This is a genomic window from Candidatus Pacearchaeota archaeon, assembly GCA_035404185.1.
GTDB lineage: Bacteria > Patescibacteriota > Minisyncoccia > Minisyncoccales > Minisyncoccaceae > UBA2211.
This window is the reverse complement of sequence record DAONGN010000001.1, coordinates 97,639-122,572: the sequence shown is the minus strand read 5'-3', so window position 1 is coordinate 122,572 and position 24,934 is coordinate 97,639. Positions and strand designations below refer to the sequence as shown.

General features: G+C 32.9%; 23 protein-coding genes and 6 tRNA genes. 24 read left to right on the top strand and 5 right to left on the bottom strand.

The annotated features are described in order from the left end of the window. The 15 genes from ftsH (at nucleotide 1) to PLD14_00605 (ending at nucleotide 9,887) form a co-directional block, all read left to right on the top strand. Complete coding sequence (gene ftsH / locus PLD14_00675; protein HPR79721.1) at nucleotides 1-1,833, top strand: ATP-dependent zinc metalloprotease FtsH; 1,833 nt, start codon at nucleotides 1-3, stop codon at nucleotides 1,831-1,833. 8 nt (nucleotides 1,834-1,841) lie between these two features. Continuing rightward, nucleotides 1,842-1,916 (top strand) — tRNA-Ile (locus PLD14_00670). A gap of 2 nt (nucleotides 1,917-1,918) precedes the next feature. Then, nucleotides 1,919-2,887, top strand: a complete 969-nt coding sequence (locus tag PLD14_00665) for a hypothetical protein (protein HPR79720.1) — start codon at nucleotides 1,919-1,921, stop codon at nucleotides 2,885-2,887. Between the two features lie 165 nt (nucleotides 2,888-3,052). Beyond that, a tRNA-Val gene (locus PLD14_00660) sits at nucleotides 3,053-3,129 on the top strand. Nucleotides 3,130-3,231: 102 nt separating this feature from the next. Continuing rightward, entirely contained in the window at nucleotides 3,232-3,615 is a 384-nt protein-coding gene (gene rplS / locus PLD14_00655; protein HPR79719.1) for a 50S ribosomal protein L19, read from the top strand. A 178-nt stretch (nucleotides 3,616-3,793) separates the two neighbouring features. Further along, nucleotides 3,794-3,866, top strand: a tRNA-Phe gene (locus PLD14_00650). Nucleotides 3,867-3,928: 62 nt separating this feature from the next. Further along, complete coding sequence (locus PLD14_00645) at nucleotides 3,929-4,600, top strand: hypothetical protein (GenBank protein HPR79718.1); 672 nt, start codon at nucleotides 3,929-3,931, stop codon at nucleotides 4,598-4,600. Then, nucleotides 4,591-4,664, top strand: a tRNA-Gly gene (locus PLD14_00640). Before PLD14_00645 ends, PLD14_00640 begins: the two co-directional genes overlap by 10 nt. A gap of 26 nt (nucleotides 4,665-4,690) precedes the next feature. Beyond that, nucleotides 4,691-5,302, top strand: a complete 612-nt coding sequence (locus PLD14_00635; GenBank protein HPR79717.1) for an MBL fold metallo-hydrolase — start codon at nucleotides 4,691-4,693, stop codon at nucleotides 5,300-5,302. 1 nt (nucleotide 5,303) lies between these two features. Further along, complete coding sequence (gyrA, locus tag PLD14_00630) at nucleotides 5,304-7,790, top strand: DNA gyrase subunit A (GenBank protein ID HPR79716.1); 2,487 nt, start codon at nucleotides 5,304-5,306, stop codon at nucleotides 7,788-7,790. A 37-nt stretch (nucleotides 7,791-7,827) separates the two neighbouring features. Next, complete coding sequence (locus tag PLD14_00625) at nucleotides 7,828-8,349, top strand: class I SAM-dependent methyltransferase (protein HPR79715.1); 522 nt, start codon at nucleotides 7,828-7,830, stop codon at nucleotides 8,347-8,349. Continuing rightward, entirely contained in the window at nucleotides 8,346-8,900 is a 555-nt protein-coding gene (locus PLD14_00620) for a pilin (protein ID HPR79714.1), read from the top strand. Before PLD14_00625 ends, PLD14_00620 begins: the two co-directional genes overlap by 4 nt. A 77-nt stretch (nucleotides 8,901-8,977) precedes the next feature. Continuing rightward, nucleotides 8,978-9,289 carry a pilin gene (locus PLD14_00615; protein HPR79713.1) on the top strand — a complete coding sequence of 104 codons (312 nt, stop codon included), beginning with the start codon at nucleotides 8,978-8,980 and terminating at the stop codon, nucleotides 9,287-9,289. A 37-nt stretch (nucleotides 9,290-9,326) separates the two neighbouring features. Beyond that, nucleotides 9,327-9,740 carry a hypothetical protein gene (locus PLD14_00610; GenBank protein HPR79712.1) on the top strand — a complete coding sequence of 138 codons (414 nt, stop codon included), beginning with the start codon at nucleotides 9,327-9,329 and terminating at the stop codon, nucleotides 9,738-9,740. A 65-nt stretch (nucleotides 9,741-9,805) separates the two neighbouring features. Next, nucleotides 9,806-9,887, top strand: a tRNA-Leu gene (locus PLD14_00605). Between the two features lie 39 nt (nucleotides 9,888-9,926). Here the strand turns inward: PLD14_00605 and PLD14_00600 are convergent. Genes PLD14_00600 through tsaD form a run of 3 tightly spaced genes read right to left on the bottom strand, consistent with a single transcriptional unit; the run spans nucleotide 9,927 to nucleotide 12,213 of the window. Beyond that, complete coding sequence (locus tag PLD14_00600) at nucleotides 9,927-10,310, bottom strand: Hsp20/alpha crystallin family protein (GenBank protein ID HPR79711.1); 384 nt, start codon at nucleotides 10,308-10,310, stop codon at nucleotides 9,927-9,929. Between the two features lie 3 nt (nucleotides 10,311-10,313). Beyond that, entirely contained in the window at nucleotides 10,314-11,048 is a 735-nt protein-coding gene (locus tag PLD14_00595) for a PrsW family glutamic-type intramembrane protease (protein HPR79710.1), read from the bottom strand. After that, on the bottom strand, nucleotides 11,041-12,213 hold the full coding sequence (gene tsaD, locus PLD14_00590; GenBank protein ID HPR79709.1) for a tRNA (adenosine(37)-N6)-threonylcarbamoyltransferase complex transferase subunit TsaD: 1,173 nt from the start codon (nucleotides 12,211-12,213) through the stop codon (nucleotides 11,041-11,043). Before tsaD ends, PLD14_00595 begins: the two co-directional genes overlap by 8 nt. Before the next feature lie 113 nt (nucleotides 12,214-12,326). Between tsaD and secD the strand changes: the two genes are divergently transcribed. The 9 genes from secD (at nucleotide 12,327) to PLD14_00545 (ending at nucleotide 21,125) form a co-directional block, all read left to right on the top strand. Then, nucleotides 12,327-13,757: a protein translocase subunit SecD gene (gene secD, locus PLD14_00585; protein ID HPR79708.1), complete on the top strand. Its 1,431-nt coding sequence runs from the start codon at nucleotides 12,327-12,329 to the stop codon at nucleotides 13,755-13,757. 4 nt (nucleotides 13,758-13,761) lie between these two features. Then, nucleotides 13,762-14,679, top strand: a complete 918-nt coding sequence (gene secF / locus PLD14_00580) for a protein translocase subunit SecF (protein HPR79707.1) — start codon at nucleotides 13,762-13,764, stop codon at nucleotides 14,677-14,679. Nucleotides 14,680-14,721: 42 nt separating this feature from the next. Next, the gene (locus tag PLD14_00575) at nucleotides 14,722-15,777 is read left to right on the top strand and encodes a sigma factor-like helix-turn-helix DNA-binding protein (protein ID HPR79706.1); all 1,056 of its coding nucleotides are present in this window, start codon (nucleotides 14,722-14,724) and stop codon (nucleotides 15,775-15,777) included. A gap of 15 nt (nucleotides 15,778-15,792) precedes the next feature. After that, complete coding sequence (locus PLD14_00570) at nucleotides 15,793-17,124, top strand: hypothetical protein (GenBank protein ID HPR79705.1); 1,332 nt, start codon at nucleotides 15,793-15,795, stop codon at nucleotides 17,122-17,124. A gap of 4 nt (nucleotides 17,125-17,128) precedes the next feature. After that, nucleotides 17,129-18,838 carry a type IV secretion system DNA-binding domain-containing protein gene (locus PLD14_00565; protein HPR79704.1) on the top strand — a complete coding sequence of 570 codons (1,710 nt, stop codon included), beginning with the start codon at nucleotides 17,129-17,131 and terminating at the stop codon, nucleotides 18,836-18,838. A gap of 51 nt (nucleotides 18,839-18,889) precedes the next feature. Continuing rightward, nucleotides 18,890-18,961 (top strand) — tRNA-Glu (locus tag PLD14_00560). A 2-nt stretch (nucleotides 18,962-18,963) separates the two neighbouring features. Then, nucleotides 18,964-20,523: a glycosyltransferase family 2 protein gene (locus PLD14_00555; GenBank protein HPR79703.1), complete on the top strand. Its 1,560-nt coding sequence runs from the start codon at nucleotides 18,964-18,966 to the stop codon at nucleotides 20,521-20,523. A 41-nt stretch (nucleotides 20,524-20,564) separates the two neighbouring features. Further along, a complete protein-coding gene (locus tag PLD14_00550; GenBank protein ID HPR79702.1) occupies nucleotides 20,565-20,849 on the top strand; it encodes a type II toxin-antitoxin system RelB/DinJ family antitoxin in 285 nt (94 codons plus the stop codon). 3 nt (nucleotides 20,850-20,852) lie between these two features. Next, on the top strand, nucleotides 20,853-21,125 hold the full coding sequence (locus PLD14_00545; protein ID HPR79701.1) for a type II toxin-antitoxin system YafQ family toxin: 273 nt from the start codon (nucleotides 20,853-20,855) through the stop codon (nucleotides 21,123-21,125). A 41-nt stretch (nucleotides 21,126-21,166) separates the two neighbouring features. On the opposite strand, the gene recG is transcribed toward PLD14_00545, so the two are convergent. Together recG and PLD14_00535 are read right to left on the bottom strand one after the other, a co-directional pair. After that, nucleotides 21,167-23,269, bottom strand: a complete 2,103-nt coding sequence (gene recG / locus PLD14_00540) for an ATP-dependent DNA helicase RecG (protein ID HPR79700.1) — start codon at nucleotides 23,267-23,269, stop codon at nucleotides 21,167-21,169. A 187-nt stretch (nucleotides 23,270-23,456) separates the two neighbouring features. After that, the gene (locus tag PLD14_00535; protein ID HPR79699.1) at nucleotides 23,457-24,920 is read right to left on the bottom strand and encodes a hypothetical protein; all 1,464 of its coding nucleotides are present in this window, start codon (nucleotides 24,918-24,920) and stop codon (nucleotides 23,457-23,459) included. Nucleotides 24,921-24,934: the final 14 nt, after the last annotated feature.

Here is a 24,934-nt window from a genome sequence, read left to right as displayed (position 1 = left end):
ATGAAGAAGAGTCCTATCAAAGGTCTCCTTAAAAATCTCTTTTTAGTTGTTCTGGTTTTTTTAATACTCGGAATTGCTTTTAGTTTTTTTAATAATCCCAAGGAAACAGTTAATAATATTTCAATTACTCAATTAGTTTCTGATGTTAATAATGGAAAAGTAAAGGAAATTAAAATATTAAATAACGATATTTCTATAGAGTATTTAGATGGAACCAAAGCCATAAGCAAGAAAGAAACAGGGGATACTTTAGGTCAAGCTTTGATTAATTACGGTGCTTCTCAAGATAAAATAAAGAATGTTTCCTTTGTTTTTAATGAGCCCAATACTTCATGGGATTGGGTTGGCACATTTTTAATAATGGTAGTATTTCCGTTGGCTTTATTCGCTATTTTTTTCTTTATGGTTTTTAAGAACGCCAAAACTGGAGCTGCACAAAGTTTTGACTTTACGAAAGCTAAGGCAACTTTATTTGGAGCCGAAGGACATCCTAAGGATAAAATAACATTTAAGGATGTTGCGGGACTAAAAGAAGAGAAACAAGAGTTAGAAGAAATAGTAGACTTTTTAAAAAATTCTCAAAAATATCTAAAAATGGGAGCAAGAATTCCGAAGGGAGTTTTATTGGTTGGTCCGGCAGGATGCGGAAAAACATTATTGGCAAGAGCGGTTGCAGGGGAGAGTAATGTTCCTTTCTTTTCTGTGGCGGGTTCTTCTTTTGTTGAAATGTTCGTTGGAGTCGGTTCAGGCAGGGTAAGAAGTTTATTCGCAGCTGCCAAAAAACAGCAGCCTTGTCTAGTTTTTATAGATGAATTAGATAGTATCGGCAAAACAAGAGGTCCAGCTATAACTGGGGGACATGAAGAAAGAGAACAGACATTGAATCAGTTGTTAACCGAGATGGATGGATTTGAAAAGAACGATAAAATTATTATTCTTGCGGCTACAAATAGGCCAGATGTTTTAGATCCAGCTTTATTAAGACCAGGCAGATTTGATCGAAAAGTTGTTATTAGCTTACCCGATATTAAAGAAAGAGAAGATATTTTATCTATTCACTCAAGAGGCAAACCTTTGGCTGATAATGTTAAATTGCGAGAAGTAGCTGAAAGAACTCCAGGATTTTCTGGCGCTGATTTAGAAAATGTTTTTAATGAAGCAGCTATTTTAGCCGCTAAGAATGAGCAAAAACAAGTGATGCAAAATGATTTATTAATATCAATTGAAAAAGTTTTGCTTGGGCCCGAAAGAAGAAGTCATGTTATGACTGATAAAGAAAAAGAAATTACTGCTTATCACGAAGCCGGACATGCTTTGATTGGGAATAAAGTTCATGATACCGAACCAATTAGAAAGATATCAATCATTGGTAGGGGAATGGCTGCCGGATATACTTTGAAAGTTTCTAAAGAAGAAAGAATGCTCAGAACTAGAAAAGAATTCGAAGCCGAAATTGCCGTATTATTAGGAGGGTATTGTTCTGAAAAGATGATTTTTGGTGATATGACTACGGGAGCATCGGATGATTTAAACAAAGCTTCTATTATCGCTAGAAATATTGTTAAAAAATATGGAATGTCTAAATTAGGACCAATTGTTTTTGGCGACAGAGAAAGCCAGATGTTCTTAGATGGGGAAACAGAAAGTAGGAATTATTCTGATGAAGTTGCATTGCAGATAGATAAAGAGGTTGAAAGAATCATAACTGAAGCCGAAAAAGAAGCTGAAAAAATATTACAAGAAAATAAAAATGTGTTAGAAAAGATAGCAAAGAGATTAATTGAGAAAGAAACAATAGAGAGAGAGGAATTTGAAGAATTGATAGGGAAATAAAAATCCCTGCGCGTGTAGCTCAGTTGGTTAGTAGCATTCGACTTATAATCGAAAGGTCGATGGTTCGAGTCCATCCACGCGCACTATGGAACGATTTGAGTCACAATTTGAATCATTTGATCAAGTAAAAGAATCTTTACCTAATCTTCCTTTTGAATATGAAATTACAAACAATAAAGATGCTTTATATAACAAAGAAATACGTCAAATTAAAGGAGGGGAAGTAGATGGAATGTTTTTTGAGGATGGAAAGATAAGAACAGACGAGGAAATTAAAGAAAGCGTAAAGATGGTTCATGAAAATAGCGAATGGTTTTATAGTGATTATTGGCGTGGAAAAGGAATGCCAGCCGAGCAAATTGAATTTTCTATAAGTACAAAAAATAAACCCATAGTTTTTTATAATTTTAGTAACGAAAAAGAATTTTCTAGTGAACACATGGAAAAGACTGAAAAAGCATTCAGGGAAATATTAAATAGATTTCCAGATGCTTTAAATAATATAGAATGGATATTACTAGAAGATAATCAAAAACAAAGCTTGTCTGGAAATGAAAACTATCCATTAAATGGTTTTGCTAAAAAAAATTGGCAAGCGATTGAGATTATGCCACGAGGAGTTGATATTAATAATGATCATCGAGTAGGAGAAATATCTAATTTTGAAGGAACTCTTACCCACGAAATAGGACATTTTATTCAAGATAAGTTTTTAGAAAAATGGAAAGAAGCAGGTTTTAAGTGGATTGATTTTAATAAAGAAGAGTGGGAGAAAAGATATGTTAACAACGGAGAATGTCAAATATCTCAATATATTAATAAAAAGACAGGAGAAATAGCGCCAGGAACTCAGTATCCACTTAAACCAGAAGAATGCATTGATGACTATGCAAAAAAGAACATGGAAGAAGATATTTGCGACAGTATAGTGGCCTATATCTATAATCCAAGTAAATTAAAGGAAATTTCATCTAAAAAATTCGAAATTATTCAATTTTTAGACGATAGTGTTAAAAACAAGAAAAAGAATATAGAAATTTCTTCTAAAAATTGAATGGAAAAGAAGTAGAATTACCAGAAATTAAAAAAGAGGTAATTGAGATATATGTGCTAAAAGAGGGAGAAGAGATAGACAATTAAAGACTTTTCTGTTAATTTGTTTTTGTTGACGAAAAGTCTTAAATCGCCTAATATATAAAAGAGCTCTTTAAACCTAATGGGGCGTATAGCTCAGTTGGTTAGAGCGTTACGTTGACATCGTAAAGGCCTCCTGTTCGAGTCAGGATACGCCCACCAAGCTAATTAAGATAAAGTAAATATATGGCAGAAGAAACAAAAAAAGAAGAAAATATTGCAGAAGTTGAGACTGAAACGGTTGAAACGGAAGCTGTAGAAGAAATAAAAGAACCCTTAGAAGAAAAGGGTATTATTGAGGCTAATTTGAAAGGTGATTTACCTGATATTAAAGCCGGAGATATGATCAAGGTCTATCAAAAAATTAAAGAAGTTAAAGATGGAAAAACTAAAGAAAGAATTCAAGCTTTTGAAGGACAAGTTTTAGCCAGAAAGCATGGAAAAGGAATTTCGGCTACAATTACCGTTAGAAAAGTTATTGATGGGGTAGGAGTAGAGAAGATTTTTCCAATTCATTCTCCTTTAATTGAAAAGATAGAAATTGAAAGAAGTGGAAAGACAAGAAAATCAAAACTTTACTACTTAAGAACTGCAAAAGGGAGGAAAGCAAAATTAAAAACTAAGGAAAGGAAAGAAATTACAGAATAGGGGCGAGTGATGAAATTGGCAGACATCTATGCTTGAGGTGCATAGGGGATTATTCCCGTGCGGGTTCAAGTCCCGCCCCGCCCACATAGATGGATAACGGGCGATTAGCTCAATTGGTAGAGCACTTCGTTTACACCGAAGGGGTTAGAGGTTCGAGTCCTCTATCGCCCACCGATATGCCGAGGTAGCCAAGTCGGTCACGGCGAATGTCTGAAAAACATTAGATTCCGGTTCGATTCCGGACCTCGGCACCGTAGTTTTAAAATTAGAACCAGTATGATATAATATATTCATAATCATCACAGGTTCAATTATGAGAAACGATCATCATTTAGCCTTAGAGTTGAGAAAAAAAGGTAAAAGCTATAAGGAAATTAGCAAAGAATTAGATATCTCTAAAGGTACCTTGAATGCTTGGTTTAAAGATTTAATATGGTCAAAAAAGATTAAAGAAAGATTAACAGAAAAAGCGATAAGAGTTTCTAGAAAAAGAATAAAAAGAATAATTGAGTCTAATAGAAAAAGATGGGATAATAGAAGAGAAAGCTTTAGAAAAGAGGCAGAAAAAGAATTTGTAAAAATAAAATTAAAACCTTTATTTATTGCTGGGGTAATGCTTTATTGGGGAGAAGGTGATCAAAATTTAAAATATCCAGTTAGATTGACGAACGTAAATCATAGAATGATAGTTTTATTCAAGAAGTTTTTATTGGAAATTTGTAGAGTTAAAAGAGAAGATATCTATTTGTCTTTATTTATATACCCTGATATTGTAGAAGAGAAATGTAAGAAATTTTGGAGTGATAAGGTAGGATTATGGCAGTTTGATAAGGTGCAAGTTATATATGGAAAACACCCAACTAAAAGACTGGAAAATGGAATTTGTTCAATTAGAGTTAAAAAGAGTTCAGGACTGAAAGAAAAAATATTAGTTTGGATAAATTTATCAAGCGAAGATTTAAAAAATAACAAAGTGCGGGTGTAGTACAATGGTAGTACGTATGCTTGCCAAGCATAATACGGCGGTTCAATTCCGCTCACCCGCTCCAATTAGATAATATATTTTAAACAAATTATGAAAATAACTTGGTACGGAGATTCTTGTTTCGAAATAGCGAGTGTTTCTAAAGACAAAGACAATGTTTTAACTATTGTCGACCCCAAAGAAGGGAAAAAGTCTGCCAAGGCTGATATTATACTCGAAACCCATTCTTACGAGAATGGATTTGAAACGGACGAGCAGTTCGTTATTTCTTCATGTGGAGAATATGAAAGAAAAGGAGTTTTTGTTCAAGGAATTCAGTCTCTTCAGGTAGATAAAAAACAAAGAAATATTATTTATATAATTGAAGCGGAAGATATTAGAATTGCTCATTTAGGATATTTTGGAGAAAGTGATTTTTCTGAAGAACAAATTGAGGAAATGGGAACAGTAGATATCTTAATTGTTCCAGTTGATGGAGACAAGACAATCAGTTATGCAGAGGCAGCTAAGATTGTTGCTAGAATTGAGCCTGCAATTGTAATTCCAATGTGCTATGATAGTAAAAAGACAGAAAAGGGTTTAAAACCATTTTTGAAAGCGATGGGGGAGAAAGAGATTGAACCCCAAGAAAAATTAAGCATCCAAAAGAAAAATATATCAATTGAAGAAAAAGCTGAAATAGTAATATTAGAGGAAAAGTAAAATGGCAAAAAAAGAAGAAAAAGATATCAATATAATACTGGGAAGCGTTGAAGAAAGAGAAATTTCTCAAAAGATGAAGGATAGCTATATCGACTATGCAATGTCGGTTATAGTTTCAAGAGCCTTGCCTGATGTTAGAGATGGATTGAAACCAGTACAAAGAAGAATTCTTTACGCCATGTATGATATGGGCTCAAGGTCTGATGCTAAGTTCAGGAAATCAGCTGCTGTCACGGGAGAAGTTATGGGAAAATATCATCCCCATGGAGATAGTTCTATCTATGGAGCTATAGCGAGAATGGCTCAAGATTTTTCACTTCGATACCCCTTAATTAAAGGTCAAGGAAACTTTGGTTCAATTGAAGGAGATCCGCCCGCTGCGCAAAGGTATACTGAATGTAAGTTATCTAAAATAGGAGAAGAATTATTGCAAGATATTGATAGGGAAACAGTTAATTGGAATGATAACTATGACACTACTAGAAAAGAACCAGCCGTTTTGCCTTGTCCTTTGCCTAATTTACTATTAAACGGTTCAACTGGTATTGCGGTTGGTATGGCGACTAACATTCCTCCTCATAATTTGAGGGAAGTTTGTGGAGCTTTAATACACTTAATCGATAATCCTAAAGCAGAAACTGAAGATTTGTTCCAATTTGTTAAGGGGCCTGATTTTCCAACTGCGGGAATAATTTATAATAAGAAAGATATTTTATCTGCTTATTCTCAAGGAAAAGGTTCGTTTTTGGCTCGTGGAAAAATTGATGTTGTTGAAAAAGAAAAAGGACATCAATTAGTTGTTTCGGAAATTCCTTATCAAGTAGATAAATCGGTTTTAATTGTTCAAATGGCTAATTTGGTTCACGAAAAAAGAATGGAAGGAGTGAAAGACCTTAGAGATGAATCCGATAAAGATGGAATGAGAATTGTGCTTGATTTGCAAAAAGGAGTTGCTCCAAAGAAGATACTAAATATTTTATATAAATACACCGATCTTCAAAAAATGTATCATTTGAACATGCTAGCCCTGGTTAATGGAATAGAACCAAGAGTTTTGAGCTTGAAAGATGTATTGGAATTGTATTTAAATCACAAACAGGAAGTAGTAGTTAAAAGAACTCAATTTGATCTTAAAAAAGCGAAAGAAAGAGCGCATATCTTAGAAGGTATTTCAAAAGCCTTGGATCATGTTGATGCTGTAATTAAAACGATAAGAAAATCAAAAGATAAAGAGGATGCTAAACATAATTTAGTCAAAGAGTTTAAATTGACGATAATTCAAGCTGAAGCTGTTGTTGAAATTAGATTACATCAATTAGCTAAGCTAGAAAAACAAAAGATTGAAGACGAACTAGTAGAAATATTAAAACAAATAAAAATATTAACAAAGATTTTGGATAGCAAGGCTGAACAGAAGAGAGTGATGAAAGAAGAGATTGAAAAAGAGATGGAACTATATGGAGATGAAAGAAAAACCGTAATTATGGCTCATAGTCCCGAAACAATCTCTGAAGAAGATTTAGTTCCGCTAGAAGATACGATTGTTACCTTGACTGCTGGAGGATATATTAAAAGAATTAATCCTTCTGAGTATAAGAAACAGAATAGGGGAGGACAAGGAATATTAGGAATGAAAACCATGGAAGATGACGCAGTTTGCCACTTTTTCTCGGCTAAAACCCATGATTCGTTATTCTTCTTTACTGATTCAGGAAAAGTCTTTCAAACGAAGGTATACGAGGTTCCAGAGGGTCAGAGAGCGAATAGGGGTAGAGGTTTAATGAATTTCCTTGAGATCTCGACATCTGATAAGGTTCTTTCGGTTTTACCTTTGGATAAAAAAGACAAAGAAGAAAAGATTAAGTACTTAATCATGGTTACTAAGAATGGAGTGATTAAAAAAACTCCCTTGAAAGATTTTGAAAATGTTAGACGCGGAGGATTAATTGCTATTAAATTAAAGCCAGATGATGTGTTGTGTAATGTTAAGAAAATTGCTGATGGCGATGAAATAATTTTAGCTACTAAGAATGGCCAATCTATTCGTTTTGCCGAAAAAGAAGTTAGGCAAATGGGAAGGCCAGCCTCGGGCATTAGGGGGATAAGATTAAAGAAGGGAGATGAAGTTATCGGAATGGAGGTTGTTAAAAAAGAAAGATTGAAAGAAAAAGATTATGTTTTGGTTTTAACAGATAATGGATTTGGAAAAAGAACTTTAGTTTCTGAGTACAAGACTCAGGGACGTGGTGGTTCTGGTGTTAAAATAGCTCATATCACAACTAAAACTGGACAATTAGCAAAGATTGAAGTAATTGCTGGACAGGAAGATTTAATAGTTATTTCTCAAAAGGGACAAGTCATTAGAACTAAAATTTCAAGTATTCCTAAGTTAGGAAGAGATACTCAAGGAGTTAAAATAATGAAGATGAAGTTAGGAGATAAAGTAGCTTCAGCAGCCTGCGTGATTGAAGAAGTTGAGGTTGAATAATTTACATTTATTAAATTATCTTATACAATATTCTTATATGAACGAAGGGTTCTTAAATCCACAACAAATTATTAAGAATATTTCTCTTAGAGAGGATATGGTTGCCTGTGACTTTGGTTGCGGATCTGGTGGATGGGTAATACCATTAGCCAAAGAATTAAAATCAGGAATGGTTTATGCAGTAGATATTCTAGATACTGCTATTTCGGCTTTAAATGGAAAGATATCTTCCGAAAAGATTTTCAATATCAAGCCAGTGATTGGAGATATAGAAAAAGGAATAAAGATGCCCGACGAATATTTTGATTTAATTTTAATGACTAATCTTTTATTTCAGATAGGAGATAAAGAAAAAGTTTTAGAAGAAGGAAAAAGGTTATTAAAAAATAATGGAATGATATTGATTGTTGATTGGGAAAAGGATGCCCCCATAGGTTCAAAAGAGGGGAGAGTTTCAATTGAAGAAATTAAAGAATTAGCAAGAGAAGTTGGATTAAGTTCAGAAAAAGAATTTAAAGCTGGTAGCTTTCATTGGGGTTTAATCTTAAGAAAAATATGAAAAAAATACTTTTAATTATTTTTATTTCTTTCTTTATCATTCCTTTATTTGTTTTTGCAACTGATTATTCTTTAACGTGTGCTGATGTCGGTGGAACGAAAGGAACATTCGGTTGGTGTTATTGTTCAGACAATAAAACAATAAATCCATCTGCAGGCATTAAATGTAATGGTGATCCTGTTGGTGGCACAGGTACTGGTACAGACACTGGAGGAACAGGCACAAATACAGGAGGAACTGGTTCCAATACTGGAGGAACAGGCACAAATACAGGAGGAACTGGTAGTTCTACTGGAGGGATAACAAATCCGATTAGTGCAGAAACTTTTGGTGATCTTATTAGTATGGTAGTTAAATGGATTTTAGATATGGCAATGGTTTTAGCTCCATTAGTTATAGTCTATGGAGGTCTTACGTATATGACGGCAGCTGGTGACACAAGTAAGGTTAATCAGGCAAAGCAGATTATACTTTATGCTGCCATAGGATTAATATTGGCACTTTTAGCTTGGTCTCTTATAGATATTTTAAAGGGATTAGTGGTAAAATAATAATAGTGTGTTATCTTTATTGGCAATTTTAAAGATTTAGTGGTAAAATAATTTTAAATTAAAATTAATTAATAAATATGAAAAAACAACACCTTGCTGCCTCCATTGTTTTGATGGGAGCGATGTTTATTCCATTTCTTGCTTCTGCTGATGCAGTAACAGATACTATATCAAATATTACAAATTGGATTATAACCATTTCTGCGGGATTAGCAGTATTAATGTATGTTATAGCGGGATTTTTATGGATGAGTGATGGCGGAAGCGCAGAAAGAGCAAAGATGGCTAAAAGTATTATAGGCTCGACAACAATTGGATTAATTGTTATATTATTGGCTGCTGCAATAGCAAGCGTGGTTAGTGGTTTTGTAAATCCAATAGAAAAGTAAACAATTCAAAGGTCGGATAAAAAATAAAAATACGATTATGAAGAAAAAAATATTAGCCTTAATGATGTGCGCGGTAGTAGCGGTTTCTTTTATGGGAATAAGCTCTGTGTCTGCTGCAGGAACTTTGGATGCTTGCACTATTGAGAATACTAATAGGCTTCCTGTAGACTTAGGATGTACGGAGGTTTGTAATTATAGTAGTAACGGTAATTGCGGAATGTGTTGTTTATTGAATGGAGTATACAGGATTACAGATTGGGTTTTTGTCCTTTTGATGGCCGTATCTTCTTTGATGATTATTTGGGGAGCTGTATTATTCACTACTTCTCAGGGAAATACTGATAGTGTAACAAAAGCAAGACAGCTTATACTTTTTGCTGCAGTTGGTATTGCTGTGGCTCTATTATCAAGAGCTATTCCTTCAGCGGTAAAAATGATTATTGGAGTTTAGTTTTTATGACAACTTATTGACACCCGCCTTGTTTTTGATATACACAGAAGGTGGGTGTTTTATTTGCCGAGGTGGCGGAACTGGCAGACGCGTATGCCTTAGGAGCATATGCCGCAAGGTGTGAGGGTTCAAATCCCTCCCTCGGCACACTTATATATAAAATCCACCTTTGTTAGGTGGTTTTTATTATTCTTCAATTGATATTTTTTTGCTTTTTGCTCTTTCTATTTTTTGCATTCTTACGGTTAGTATTCCTTCTTTTACTTTAGCATCTATTCGGCTCGTATCTATTTCTCTTGGGAGTATTATTTCTTTTGAAAATGGTCCCCAGTAGCATTCCTTGAGGAAGTATCTTTGTCCCTTGTCTTTACTTGGATTATCTCTTTCTCCCTTAATAATTAAAATATCATTTTCAAGAGAAATATCTATTTCTTCTGTTTTAATTCCAGCAATAGCTGATTGAATAATTAATTCTTTTTCTGTTTCATAAACATCAACGACTAATTGTCCATTTGGTCCATCCCAATTCTTTTTTTCTTCTATTTGTTGTTCGTCTTTTTTCTTTGCCATATTTTATATTTTACAAACACCTTTTAATTTTTTAATTTCTTTTAGACAGATTGATAGAATTAAGAAAAGTACATATACAATTGCTAGGGCATAGAGTGAAGATGAGTATCCCATTTCAGACATTGTTTCTTTCATTATAGATGATTCTAAGAAAAAGTTAAAGAAGGCATGGGCACTAATTGCAATTGCAAAACCTAGAGCGATAAGAATATGGCGGAATTTTAAATTATGGAAGGCTAAAACTAAAAATAATCCTATCGTTCCCGAAGCCAAAGCATGAAGAAGTGTTGCACCGATGAATCTGGTAAAAGAAAGAATAAGAGGATCGTTGAGTATTAAGAATTTTTGAGTGCAGAAAAATAATGCATTTTCAGCAGTAGCAAATCCTAAGGCTCCGATAATCATATATAGTGGAATATCAATTGGTTCATCAACATGAGAGCTATTTAATATTGAATATCTAACTGCTACATATTTAAATATTTCTTCAGTTAAACCAACAACAAATAATCCTTTGATAATATAATAAGCTTTATATGATAGATTTAGTGTTGATAATTCATTTAAAAGCCATAACTCAATTAAGGCAATTGGAATAGCGGCAATTGCTCCACAGAAGAAAACTTTTAGAATTTGTTTTTTAGGTTCGGGAAGATTGTCTTTTCTAAGAAAGAAAAGTAACCAGATAATTCCCGGAAGGATAGCGAACGATAAATTTATTAAAATATTATTATCCATTTATTTTTAAATTAGAATTAGGTTTTATTTTTTGCCAAGATGTTTTTTTTGCGTTAGAAGAAAACAGCGCAGTTAAAGCAATCATTGAAGCATTGTCCCCAGAGAATCTAGGCAGGGGAGAGACAAAATTTAATCTTTTTATTTTACATTGCTTTTTAAATTCTTTTACAAGCTCCTTATTGGCGGAAACGCCTCCACCAAGAAGAACGGTTTTTGTTTTTAATTCTTCAGCAGCTTTCATGGTTTTAAAAACCAAGACATCAATTATAGATCTTTCTATTTGATAGCATATTTCCGCAATATAATCTTTTGATTTTTTTTCTTCGTTCGTTTTTTTTTTAAAATCATAAAGAACAGCAGTTTTTAAACCAGAAAAACTAAAGTCAAAATTTTTATCATGTATCATCGGACGGGGTAGATAAATATTGAATTTCTTTTCTTTGAATTTTTTTGCTTCTTTAGCGATACTTGGTCCCCCAGGATATCCTAATCCTAATATTCTGGCGGTTTTATCAAAACATTCTCCAGCAGCATCATCTCTAGTCTCTCCCACAAGTTTATATTTTCCTATATCCTCAACATTAATAATTTGTGTGTTTCCTCCTGAAACGACCAAGGCAGTTGCCGGGAATCCAATTTTTTCAATTGGAGCAAGCCAATTAGCAATAATATGTCCTTCGAGGTGGTTGACTGAGATAAGAGGGGCGTCCCAATAAAAAGATAAAGCTCTTGCAAAATTAATTCCAGTATAGAGACATGGTTCAAGCCCAGGGCCATTAGTAACAGTAATTTTATTTATTTCAGGAATTTCGTATTCTTTTAAAAATTCTTTAATATCATTAAAGATGTCTTGATTTCTTTCGAGAATTTTTTGTACCTTTAATAATTTTTTAGCATTAATTGGTTTTTTAGTCTTTTTTAATAGTCCCGATTTTTTTAAAGATTTGATTAAAAGGGGAGTAAGACTTTTTTGATGTTCTCTTTTGGCAACAGCAGGAAATACTCCTCCGTAAGGAGCGTGAATTTTTGTTTGAGAGGAGACATAATCAGAAAGTATCTCAAAATCATTGAAAACAGGCTGTTTTTTCTTTAGAGCAGAGGCAGTGGTTTTAATGATGCTTATTGCTGTGTCATCACAGCTTGTTTCAATAGCAAGGATAATCATATTTGACATTATTTGGTCTATTGTTTAAATTGTAAACGAAAAAAGACATTTTCGCAAACACGGTTGACGAAAAACATTTTTAAGCTTATATTATAACTATACTTTTAACAATTATGAACAATAAAAACATAGTAATTTCTTTAATTTCGATATTAGCCTTAGCCTTAGTTGCTGGGATTTTTTGTTACCCAAATGGATACAATCAATTAGTTGATAATATTAATTCAAAATATAATTTGAAGATATGGCACTTTCCTCAAACCGAATTTAAATTAGGCTTAGATTTAAAGGGAGGAGTTCATTTAGAATATCAAGCTGATTTAAGTCAGATTGGAGATCAGGATAAATCTGCTGTTATGGAAGGCTTAAGAGATGTGATTGAAAGAAGGGTTAATATTTTTGGAGTGACTGAACCCATTGTTCAGGTTTATGGAACAGACAGGATTGCAGTTGATTTACCAGGAGTAGAATCAGTTGACGATGCTATCGCTTGGATTGGAGAAACTCCTTTGCTAGAATTTTGGGAACAAAGACCTCAGGCAGATATAGACAAAATTAATGCTAAGATAGCAGAAATAAAAGGATTGACCACTCTTGAAGAAATACAGAAAGTTGCTGATTGGCAAGTAGCTTTTGAAAATCCTTATCAAAAAACAGAATTAACAGGAAAATATTTAAAGAAAGCTACTTTAAATTTTGATCAAACAACTTATGCTCCTATTATTCAATTAAAGTTTGATGATGCAGGTGCGAAATTATTTGAAGCTATTACAGAGAGAAATGTTGGTAAAACATTGGCTATAACATTGGATGGAGCATCAATTGTTGACACTAATGGAGATGGAAAGATAGATAGCTCAGATCTATATGCTCCGAGGGTAGAAAACAAGATTAGCGGAGGAGAGGCAATCATTACTGGACAGACAGATATAAAGGCAGCTAAAACGTTAGTTCAGAGATTGAATCAGGGAGCTTTGCCAGTTCCGCTAGGAAGTCCTATTGTTCAGAAAAAGATTGGACCAACATTGGGAGAGATTTCTTTAAATAAATCAGTTCAAGCAGGAATTTATAGTATAATTGGTATTATTATTTTCTTAATATTATTTTACCGTTTACCAGGATTAATCGCTTCGGTTGCTCTAATTGTTTATTGTTTAATAATTTTAGCTTTAATTAAATTAATTCCAGTGACATTAACTTTGGCTGGTATTGGTGGTTTAATTTTGTCTATCGGTATGGCGGTTGATGCTAATATTTTGATTTTTTCAAGAATGAAAGAAGAATTAAAAGCAGGAAAAGATGTTATGAGTAGTATCGTTGAAGGATGTAATCGTGCTTGGCCGTCAATTAGAGATGGGCATTTTACAGCTTTAATTGTTATGATAATTCTTTATTTCTTAGGAACAAGCTTTATTAAAGCTTTTGCTTTTGCATTAATTTTGGGCCTTTTATTGAATCTATTTTCTTCAATGGTTGTTTCAAGAATATTCTTAGAGTTCGTTGCTTTGGGAAAAGTAGGAAAGATTAAATTGTTATGGAAATAAAAATATGAATTTTTTAAAATATTCAAAATTATATTTTACGGTTGCAATAGTTGCTATTATTCTAAGTATTTATGCATTATTTGCTTTTGGTTTAAAGGTGGGTATAGACTTTGAAGGAGGAAGTTTGCTTCAGTTAGATTATAAAAATTCTAGACCAGAAATGTCAGTAATTCAAAACGCTTTAAGTGGAATTGAGGAAACTAAAAATGTTCAAATTCAGCCGATGGGAAACACTGGAATTGCTTTAAAGATTAGTCAAAAGGATGTTTCTCAAAATGTTTACAATAATATCATTTCTAAGATTAAGGAAACAGGGGAGATAGACGATAAGTCAATTAGTAGTGAAACGATCAGTCCTCTTATCGGAAAGGAATTAAAAAATAAAACGATAATAGCTGCTACAGTCGCTTTAATTGCAATGTTATTCTATATCGCAATTGCTTTTAAAAATGTTTCAAAACCAATCACTTCATTTCAATATGGCTTGTCTTCTACTCTTATGCTTTTCCATGATATTATTATTCCTTTAGGAGTTTTAGCATTATTGGGTCATTTTTATGAAGCTCAACTAACCATTCCTGTTATTACAGCCCTATTAACTATTGTTGGAAGTTGTATTAATAATACTGTGGTTGTTTTTGATAGAATTAGAGAAAATCTTACAAAAGACAGAAAATCTTCTTATGAGGATATTGTTAACAAAAGCTTAAATGAGACATTTGCTAGATGTATGAATACATCGTTAGCTATAATGATTGCTTTGTGTGTTTTATATTACTTTTTGGGCAACGAAGAGAGCTTAAAATATTTTACGATATTGATGGGAGTGGGAGTCATAGCAGGTACTTTTTCTTCAACATTTTTGGCAAGCCCAGTCTTAGTTTTTTGGAACAATTTAAAACAAAAGAAGGCAGGTAAGTAGGTTATTGACAGTTTTAATATTAAATGTTATAAGTTAAATACTATGGAATTTGACTATAAAAAAATAGCACAAAATATACTGAAAAACCTTCCAGATAGAACAAGAACTGTTATTTCTCGTAGATTTTCGTTAGGTAAATCTGGAAAACCAGAAACCTTAGAAGCCATTGGTAAAAGTTATAATATCACTAGAGAAAGAGTAAGACAGATTGAAGTTGATGGAATAAAAAGAGCCAAAAAGATTTTAAATAATTCCGAAGTTAAAGACGAATTCAAAAAAATTAAACTTATTTTTGAAAAAAAGATAGATGCTTGTGGGGGAGTTAAAAAAGAAGAAAAGTTATTAGAAGAGATTGGCTCAAATGAGAGCAAGAACTGTATTTTGTTTTTACTTTCTTTGGCTGATAGTCTTATTAAAGAAAAGGAAGATGATAATTTTTATTCTTTTTGGACAACTAATAAAGATTTGATTTTTTCAGCCAAAAAAATTGCATCTGATTTTGTTAATCAATTAAGAGAAGCTGGTGATCCTAAAACAATAAAAGCAGCTTATTTGGATTATAAAGAAAAGGGAGGAAAAGTCAGCGAAGAAGCTTTTTGTTCATATTTAGAAATATCAAAAAATATTTTAAAAACAATAGACGGAAATAAGATTGGATTAAAATCATGGCCAGAAGTAAATCCAAGAACAGTAAAAGACAAGATTAAATTAATTTTAAAGCAGAGCGAAAAACCATTACATTTTAAAGAGATTGCAGATATGATTTTTGGATTAAACGAATCATTAGTTGGTAGATCTAATAGAGCTAAAAAATTACATCCTCAAACAGTGCATAACGAATTGATTAGAAATCAAGATTTTGTTTTGGTTGGGAGGGGATATTACGCTTTGAAAGATTGGGGATATAATCCTGGACAAGTCAAAGATGTTATTTATCAAGTTTTAAATAGTTCAGAACAAGCCCTACCTAAAGAAGCAATAGTTCAATCTGTTTTACAGCAAAGGATGGTAAAAGAATCAACAATTCTTCTTAATTTACAAAATAAAAAATTCTTTACTAGAGACGAAGAAGGAAAATACAAGATTCGCGAAGCATAAGGTTAAAATTAATTAATGCCAGCAGAAATATCGTTTACAATTGAAGCATTTTCCACTTTCTGGAAAATCATTTTTCCTTATCTTTTGGCACTAAAGGCTTTAATATTTCAATTTTGGTGGACGGTTGTTCCATTTTATTTGTTTAATAAATTAAAATTTACCTATAGTTTATATATAAGCGATAGGTGGTTTGGCGATAAAACAAGAAAGCCTGTAGTTTTAGAGATTAGAATACCTCAAGATATTATTAGGCCACTAAGGGCCATGGAAAACGTTTTTACTTCTATTTGGGGTTCTTATGATCCTCCTAAAGATTGGAGAGCTGAACATTTCGAAGGGAAAAGAATATTAGGATTTTCTTTTGAAATAGCAGGAATTGACGGCGTTCCACATATGTATATTAGGCTTCCTTCAAGCAATAGGAAATTAATTGAGTCGTCTATATATGCTCAATATCCAGAGGTGGAAATTGTAGAGGTTCCAGATTATACCAAACAGGTTCCTGCAGATATTCCTAATCAAGACTGGGATATGTGGGGAACAGATTTTGAATTGATAAAATCAGATGTTTATCCGATTAAAACATATGAGCAATTTTTCGAAGAAAAACCAGATGTTAATAAAGAAGAAAAAAGAATTGATCCATTAGCTTCTTTATTTGAAGTGATATCGAGAATGTCAAAGGGGGAACAAATTTGGATACAAATATTTGCTCAACCAAGAGGTCCAAAAGAAACAACTCTTTTTGATAGGGCAAGAAAAGAAGTCGACAAATTAGTTAAGAGGTCAGAAAAACCAGCAAAGAGAACATTATTGGCTGATTTTTTCTACCTTTTAATACACGGAGAAATACCTACAGAAGAAAAAAAAGAAGAAACTGTTTTACCGCCAGAAATGAAATTAACTGCTGGAGAAAGAGATATTGTTACGGCGATTGAAAGAAAGAAATCAAAGAATTGTTTTCTTTGTTTTATTAAATATGTTTACGTTGCTGAAAGAAAAGTTTTCTTTAGTGGAGCAAAAGGATTTGGAGTGAGTTTTTTTGCTCAATTTGGAACTCAGAATTTAAACAATATGAAACCGTGGGGAATGACGACGACTAAAATTCAGTCACCAGACATTTTTACTGCTAGAAGGCTGTACTTAAGAAAAAGAGACTTAATTGAGAATTATAGAACAAGAGATCCAGCTTTTGATCCTTTTAGCGTAGAGGGAGCAACATATTTTTTGAATAGCGAAGAATTGGCCACTCTTTGGCATTTCCCAGGTATTGCTGTGCCGACTACGGCATTAAAGAGAGTAGAAATGAAGAAAGGAGCACCTCCTTCGACATTACCAATAGAATAATATTATGGATAAACAAGAAATTATATTTTTTGGTCAAACGACCTTTAGAGGAGAAAGAAAAAGATTCGGGATTAAAACAGACGATCGAAGGCGTCATATATATGTTGTTGGAAAAACCGGTATGGGTAAGACCGAGCTTTTGAAAAATATGGTCATTCAAGATATTAAAAATGGTAACGGTGTTGGATTTGTTGATCCTCATGGAGAAGCAGCTGAAGAAATTCTTAAGTTTGTTCCTGAAGACAGAATAAAAGATGTAGTTTATTTTAATCCAGCTGATGTTGAAAATCCAGTAGCCTTTAATATCATGGAAGATGTTGATGTCGAATACAGACACCTAATTGCTGGAGGTATGATGGGTGTTTTTAAGAAAATTTGGCCTGATGTTTGGTCTTCGAGAATGGAATACATTTTAAACAACGCTATTCTAGCCTTACTTGAAACTCCTGGTTCAACTTTATTGGGTATTAATAGATTATTGGCTGATCCAGAGTGGAGAAATGAAATATTGGAAAATGTTAAAGATTCAGTGGTTAAAGCTTTCTGGGTTAAGGAATTTGCGCGATATAGTCAGAGATACGAAATAGAAGCGACGGCTGCTATTCAAAATAAAATCGGACAATTTATTTCTTCTCCTTTAATTAGAAATATTATTGGACAAGAAAAATCAACAATAGATATCAGAAAGATAATGGATGAGAAAAAAATCCTAATTATGAATCTTTCTAAGGGAAGAGTAGGGGAGGATTCTTCGAGATTATTGGGAGCTCTTTTAGTAACCAAACTTCAATTGGCTGCAATGTCGAGAGTAGATATTCCAGAGAAAGATAGAAACGATTTCATTTTATACATTGATGAATTCCAAAACTTTTCAACAGATTCTTTTGCTAGTATTTTGTCAGAAGCCAGAAAGTATAGATTATCTTTAGTTTTGGCTCACCAATATATTAATCAAATGGAAGAAAAGGTTAGAGATGCTGTTTTTGGAAACGTAGGAACGATGATTACATTTAGGGTTGGAGCTGAAGATGGAGAATTTTTAGAAAAAGAATTTTCTCCCGAATTTTATACTCACGATTTAGTAAATCTTCCTAAGCAAAACATCTATGTTAAATTAATGATAGATGGATTAACTTCTAGGCCTTTTTCTGCGGAAACTCTTGCTCCGGCCGTTTCTGATTATGATTTTGAAAAAGAGATTATAGAATTTTCAAGAAATAAATATGGAACAGATAGAAAAATAGTTGAGGAGAAAATTTCTAAATATGCTGGTGTAGAGAACATGCCAAAAATGGAAGTTAAAATAACTAATAGAACCTCTACTTCGGAATTGTTTGATGCTGAGTGCGGGAAATGTGGAAAGAAAGTTAAGGTTCCCTTTAAGCCAGATGGAAAACGTCCAGTATATTGTAAATCTTGTTTGGGAAAAAATGGTACTAGCAATACTCATGAAGAAAAACCAAAGAGTAATTTCGAAAAGTTACCATTTATAAGTCTTGAGGAAACCGCTAAGGAATTTATTCCAACTAAGAAAGAAAAAAGGGTAGAGAGAACAGTCAAATCAGAACCAGTTGACATGAATAAGCCAAGAAAGAAGATTGATATTCAAGGATTGCGAGAGGTGATAAAAGAAGCGAAAAAAGAGAAAATTGAAGAGAAAAAAGAATCTAAAGAAACAGGAATTATTAACCCTGGAGAGGTTATCAAATTTTAAATCCAGAAGCTTGTCTTTTTGTCTTCTTTTTGATATATATAATCTATCTTTGGCCCTATCGTCTAACGGTTAGGACACCAGATTTTCAATCTGGTAATCAGGGTTCGATTCCCTGTAGGGTCACAATGGAAGAAAAATACTATCTAAAAATAGGAAGAGCGGCAGACTTGAAAGATAAGAAGGAGAGAAGTTTGTATCGTTTCTTGGAAATGTTCACCGGACTTTTAAGCCTTTCATTATTATTTTTGTCGGTTTTACTTTCTTACAAGCTTCCCGTATTGGTAGCTTTTTTTATCATTCTTTTTGACATTTACTGGCTTTTAAGAACTATCTATTTTGCTTTCTATTTAAAGGCTGGATATTCTCAAATGAAAAAGAATGAAGAAGAAGATTGGATCAAAAAGCTCGAATTATTGGGAATTCCTAAGAATGGAATCAATATTTCATCATGGAAAAATATTTATCATTTAGTAGTTTTACCAATGTATCAAGAGTCGTTTGAAATCGTTGAATCTACTTTTAAATGTCTTTTAAATACAGACTATCCAAAAGAAAGAATTATAATCGTTTTAGCTTGCGAAGAGGCGGATAAAGATAATGCTAGAGAGATTGCTTCAAAGATAAGAGAAAAATATGGTGATATTTTTTATAAATTGTTAATCACTTGTCACCCCATGGGTTTAGCTGGAGAATTGGCGGGTCATGGAGCAAACGATGCTTGGGCAACGCAAAAAGCTAAAGAGTTGATTATTGATCCATTGAGCATTCCTTACGAAAATATTATTGTTTCTTCTTTTGATATTGATGCTTGTGTTTACCCTAAATATTTTAGTTGTTTAACTTATTATTATTTAACGGTTGATAAACCACTAAGAACTAGCTATCAGCCAATTCCACTATATTTAAATAATGTTTGGCAATCTCCTCCGCTATCTAGGGTATTTTCTTTTTCCTCAACTTTTTGGCACACCATGAATCAAGAGAGACCAGAAAAGTTAATTACTTTTTCTTCTCATTCGATGCCCTTCAAGGCTTTAAATGATGTTGGCTTTAAACAAAAAAATGTTGTGTCTGATGATTCAAGAATATTTTGGCAATGTTTTTTTGAATACGATGGAGATTATAAGGTTCAACCAATGTATTATCCTATTTCTATGGATGCCAATTGCGCCGAAACATTTTTAAAAACATTAAAGAATGTTTATAAACAGCAAAAGAGATGGGCTTATGGTGTGGGGGAGGTTCCTTTCTTTATTTTCGCTTCTTTGAAAGATAAAAAGATTTCTTTTAGGAAAAAGTTTGAAATGGGGTTTGAGTTGGTTGAAGGACATGTTTCTTGGGCGATTTCCTCAATTTTAATATTTGCTTTAGGATGGTTGCCGTTGTATTTAGGAGGAAATGAATTTGCTCAATCGTTGGTGTCGTATAATTTACCCAAAATTACTAGTGTGATTTTAACTATAACTATGTCGAGTTTGATTATTAGTATTTGGGTAAGTATGTTATTGCTTCCGCCCAAACCAGTCAATTATGGACGCTTTAAGTATATTTTAATGGCTTTAGAATGGATTTTAATACCTTTCGTGATGATATTTTTTAGTGCATTGCCAGCCCTACATGCTCAGATGCATTGGCTGTTTGGTAGGTATATGGGATTCTGGGTAACACCAAAAGTAAGAAAATAACGTATTGACAATTAATTAAAAATGCAATACAATATAATTATATGATTATTAAAAATAACGAACAGATTCAAGTTCGCATTGATTCTAAGACTAAAAATGAGGCCAAAAAGATTTTAGATAGCCTAGGTATGGATATGAGTTCAGCTATTAAGATTTTTTTCCACCAAGTAATAAACGCGAAAACTTTTCCTTGCGAATTAAGAGGGGAGAACGGATTTACTTTACGAAACGCTGAAGTTTTGCGTGAATCGATTGCGAGTGCAAAAAATAGTAATAAATCTTTTAATAAAGGTTTAGATCTTATCAATGATGCACTAGAAGATTGATTTATGTTTATTTTAAAATATTCCAGTCGATTCAAGAAAGATCTAAAACTTTATAAACACAATAAAGCTGTCCTTGTTGAATTGGAGAAAGTTTTAGACAGCTTAATTAAGGGAGAAGAATTATCACCTAAAAATGCTAATCATCGCTTGACTGGAGAATTTAAAGATTGTTTCGAGTGTCATATAAAGCCGAACATCCTCCTTATCTATAAAATAGAAAAATCAGAAATAACTATTTTATTATTAAGAATTGGTTCACACTCAGAACTTTTTTAACGATAATACAAGAAGAGAGCTAAATGTCTTGGCTTTTTATTTTATTCCAAATGAACCTTTTCCTCAAAAGCCTCTAACCTTCTTTTTAAGAGAGGGTTTTTTTCTATTTGAGGAAATGCTTCTTCCGCTGCTTCTCTCGCTCTCTTTATGCTGTTTAGGTCCTTCAGAGCGGACATAGCGAAGTCAGGCAGTCCCCATTGTCTTACGCCAAAAAAGTCTCCAGGACCTCTTAATTTTAGATCCATTTCTGAAAGTTTAAATCCGTTATCATATTTAATCATTGCTTCTAATCTTTCTCTTGTTTTTTTACTTTTCGAATCAGTAAAAAGTAAGCAATATGATTGTTGATTTCCTCTTCCGACTCGACCCCTGAATTGATGTAATTGAGCTAAGCCAAATCTATCGCTGCCTTCAATCATCATGACGGTAGCATTAGGAATATCAATTCCTACTTCTATTACCGAAGTAGAAACAAGAATATCATATTTTTTACTTCTGAAGTCTTTCATTGTTTTATCCTTTTCTTTACTAGTCATTTTTCCGTGAAGCATGGCTAATTTAGATTCAGGAAAAACATCACGAGAAAGATAATTATATTCTTTTTTAACGGTTTTGATTTCCTCTTCCTCTTTTTCTGATTCTATTCTTGGACAGACAACAAAAACTTGTCCTCCTTTAGATATTTCTTTTTTAATAAATTCGTATTTTTTAATTCTTTGTTTTTCAGAAACAATTTCAGTAATAATTTTTTTTCTATTTTTAGGCATTTCATCGATAATTGATAAATCTAAATCTCCCCAAACAGTCAACGCTAGAGTTCGGGGAATGGGGGTAGCGGTCATAGAAAGTAAGTGGGGAATTTTGTTATCGTATTTTTTAGAAAGAGCCGCTCTTTGTTTGACTCCAAAACGGTGCTGTTCGTCAACAATTACTAATCCCAAATTTTTGAATTTTACCTTTTGTTCTTCTTTTTTCTTTTTGCTGCTAACAATTAAAGCTTGAGTTCCAATCAAAATATCAATATCTCCATTTTCAACTTTTTCTAATAGTTTATTTCTCGATATTTCAATAGTATCAGAGTGGAGCTTTTTTGAATAATATTTATCTTCTTTTCCAGTTAGCAATCCAACGTTTAAATTAAAATTTTTAAGCATTTGGAAAAAAGTTTTAAAGTGTTGTTTCACTAGTATCTCGGTTGGAGCCATTAAAACAACTTGAGTTTTTGCTTTGACGGCATTGATTGAAGCTAAAGCAGCAACGGCAGTTTTTCCTGAGCCAACATCTCCCTGCAACAATCTATTCATTGGGTTTGGATTTTCCATATCTTTCAATATTTCATTCAGGGTTTTCTTTTGGGCCTTAGTTAGTTCAAAAGGAAGAGAGGCTTTAACTCTTTCTATTAGTTCTTTATTTATTGGAATTGCTTGAGATTCTTCCTTTTTTATTTCTAACTTTTTTCTTAAATTAAAAAGAGAAATGAAGAATATTTGTTCAAAAGAAAACCTTTCCTCAGCTTTTTTTGCTAGCTCAAGAGAATCAGGAAAATGAATTTGCTCTAAGGCTTTTTTTAATGGAAGAAGTTCGTATTTTTTTAATATTTCTTCAGGCAAAGTTTCAGGAACTTTGTTTTTAATATTTTCAATAATTGGTTTAAGAATATATCTTAAATATTTTGAAGAAACATTTTGCGATTCAATATAAACAGACATTATTCTTCCCAAATGAACAGTTTCTTTTAAAGATATTTTTTCATAAATAGGGGAGGAGAGCTGGATAGTTCTATTTTGAAAAGAAAGTTTCCCGGCTAGAATAATTTCATCTCCAACCTTTAATATTTTTCCTATATATGGCTGGTTAAACCAGACAGCTTCTATTGCTCCAGTATCATCTTGAATTAAAGCAGTTGTGATAATCATTCTTTTAACCCAAGTTTTGTTTTGCTCAAGAGAAATGATTTTTCCTTGGACGCAAGCTTTTTCATTTATCTTAATATCTTTTATCTTAGATATCTTAGAGAAGTCTTTGTATTCTCGCGGAAAATAGTAAATTAAATCAGCCAAAGTTTTAATGCCCATGGCTTTAAGTCTTTTGCCGTAAACTGTTCCGACGCGAGGAATTTCTTCTATTTTGGTTGAGAAATTCATATACGGGATTATTCAATTATATGCTTAAACATTTTTAATAAAAAATGAACGGTTGGCGCATGAAATGTGGCATATATGATTCTAAACGATCGCATGGGCAAAAGGAAAAGTGGTTAAAGAAGGAATGAATTCTTATTCCTCTTTGCTTTCCGTCACCGAATTTATTATTACCGAAAATGATGCACCACTAAACCTTTGCAACTGTAAAATATTTTCGTCTAACTTTCTCCATCACAATACTGATTCCCATTGAAGCAAGACCAGCAACAAAGAGTGTGATTGGCCAGCCAACTTCGTTTTGGAAATATTCTCCACCGATTGAAAAAATGTAAATTATTAAGAACAATGTCCCAACGAGAAGATATTGTCGTGCAAGTTTTGGAATACTTCCAAAGATAAATCCTAAGCTAGACAATAAAAGCAAAGTTTCGTAAATTGGTTTTTTGCCATCAAGCCCAAGATAAAATATCGCACCAAGAACGAAAAACGGCCCCACGAGATTAAAGAATTCTTTATATTTCGGTGCCTCTTCAAGTTGAATGTTTTTTAACTTTTCAACAATATATGCAAACACAAGATAAATTAAACCGACAACAATATTTGACCAACCTATAATATTATGATCGTTAATTGTCATATTTCCAGTAAAATCTTTTAATAGAGTACCATTAATAGCGAGTCGGAAAAGTGAGAAGAAAACAATTCCTGCTCCAATAAAATACGGGGCTTCGCAATATTTTTTGAAATTGATTTTTTCATAAAAAATACCAAGGAGAAAATATGCCACTCCGAAGAAGAAGAGCAGATAAGCTAGATGTTCCTTGTTATAAGAAAATGTTTCTCCAAATAGTCTAATGAAAGAAAGAACGAGAACTGAAGCCCCAATGGTATAAGAATAATTTCCTTCATCTTTTCTTTCATTTTTATCATAAAATAAACTTAGTAATAAGTATACTGTTCCGGGAATAAGAAATAGCCAAGCTATTGCGGGTTTTTCAAAAAAGTTTTCAATACCAATGAGTCCGAGGAAGAAATAATAAACAAAAAGACCTGCGGCCTGATAAAGAAAGGCCCAGATGGGAAAACGGAAAATAAAACTGGAAACAAGATATAAAATAAAAGACAAAAATGAAATAGTTAGATTGAAGTTATTGCTAAATGGTTTGGGGAATATTTCCAATTCTTTAAAGATAATTGACAGAAAGAAAGGGAAAAGCAATGAACCAACAACCAAAAATACAATACTTTGTTTCTTGTGTTCATTACTAAAGAACATAGGCGAGCCAACTCCATAACAAATTAATATTGGAAGGAGAATTGCAAAAATACGCGCCATCGAACCCCATTGCGACCAATTAATACCGATATAAATTGTCCCTGCAAGAACAACAATTAGTCCACCGAGATACAGTAAAATCTGTGAGGCTGATAAACTTTTTAATTCAATGTTCCATTCAGAATTTTTCGGTGGAGCAGGTGGTACGACTAGCTTGATTGATTTCTGCTGTATAATTTCTTGAGCCTTCAATAACGCCTCGTTTATTTCAGTTTGGTTCCACCCCTGCATAGCAAGAGCCGAGTTTATTTGCTCGACCGAATATCCTCCCTCAAGCGATCTTTGAACATAGTCTATAATTTGTTTATTGACCATATAATTTTGTTTAC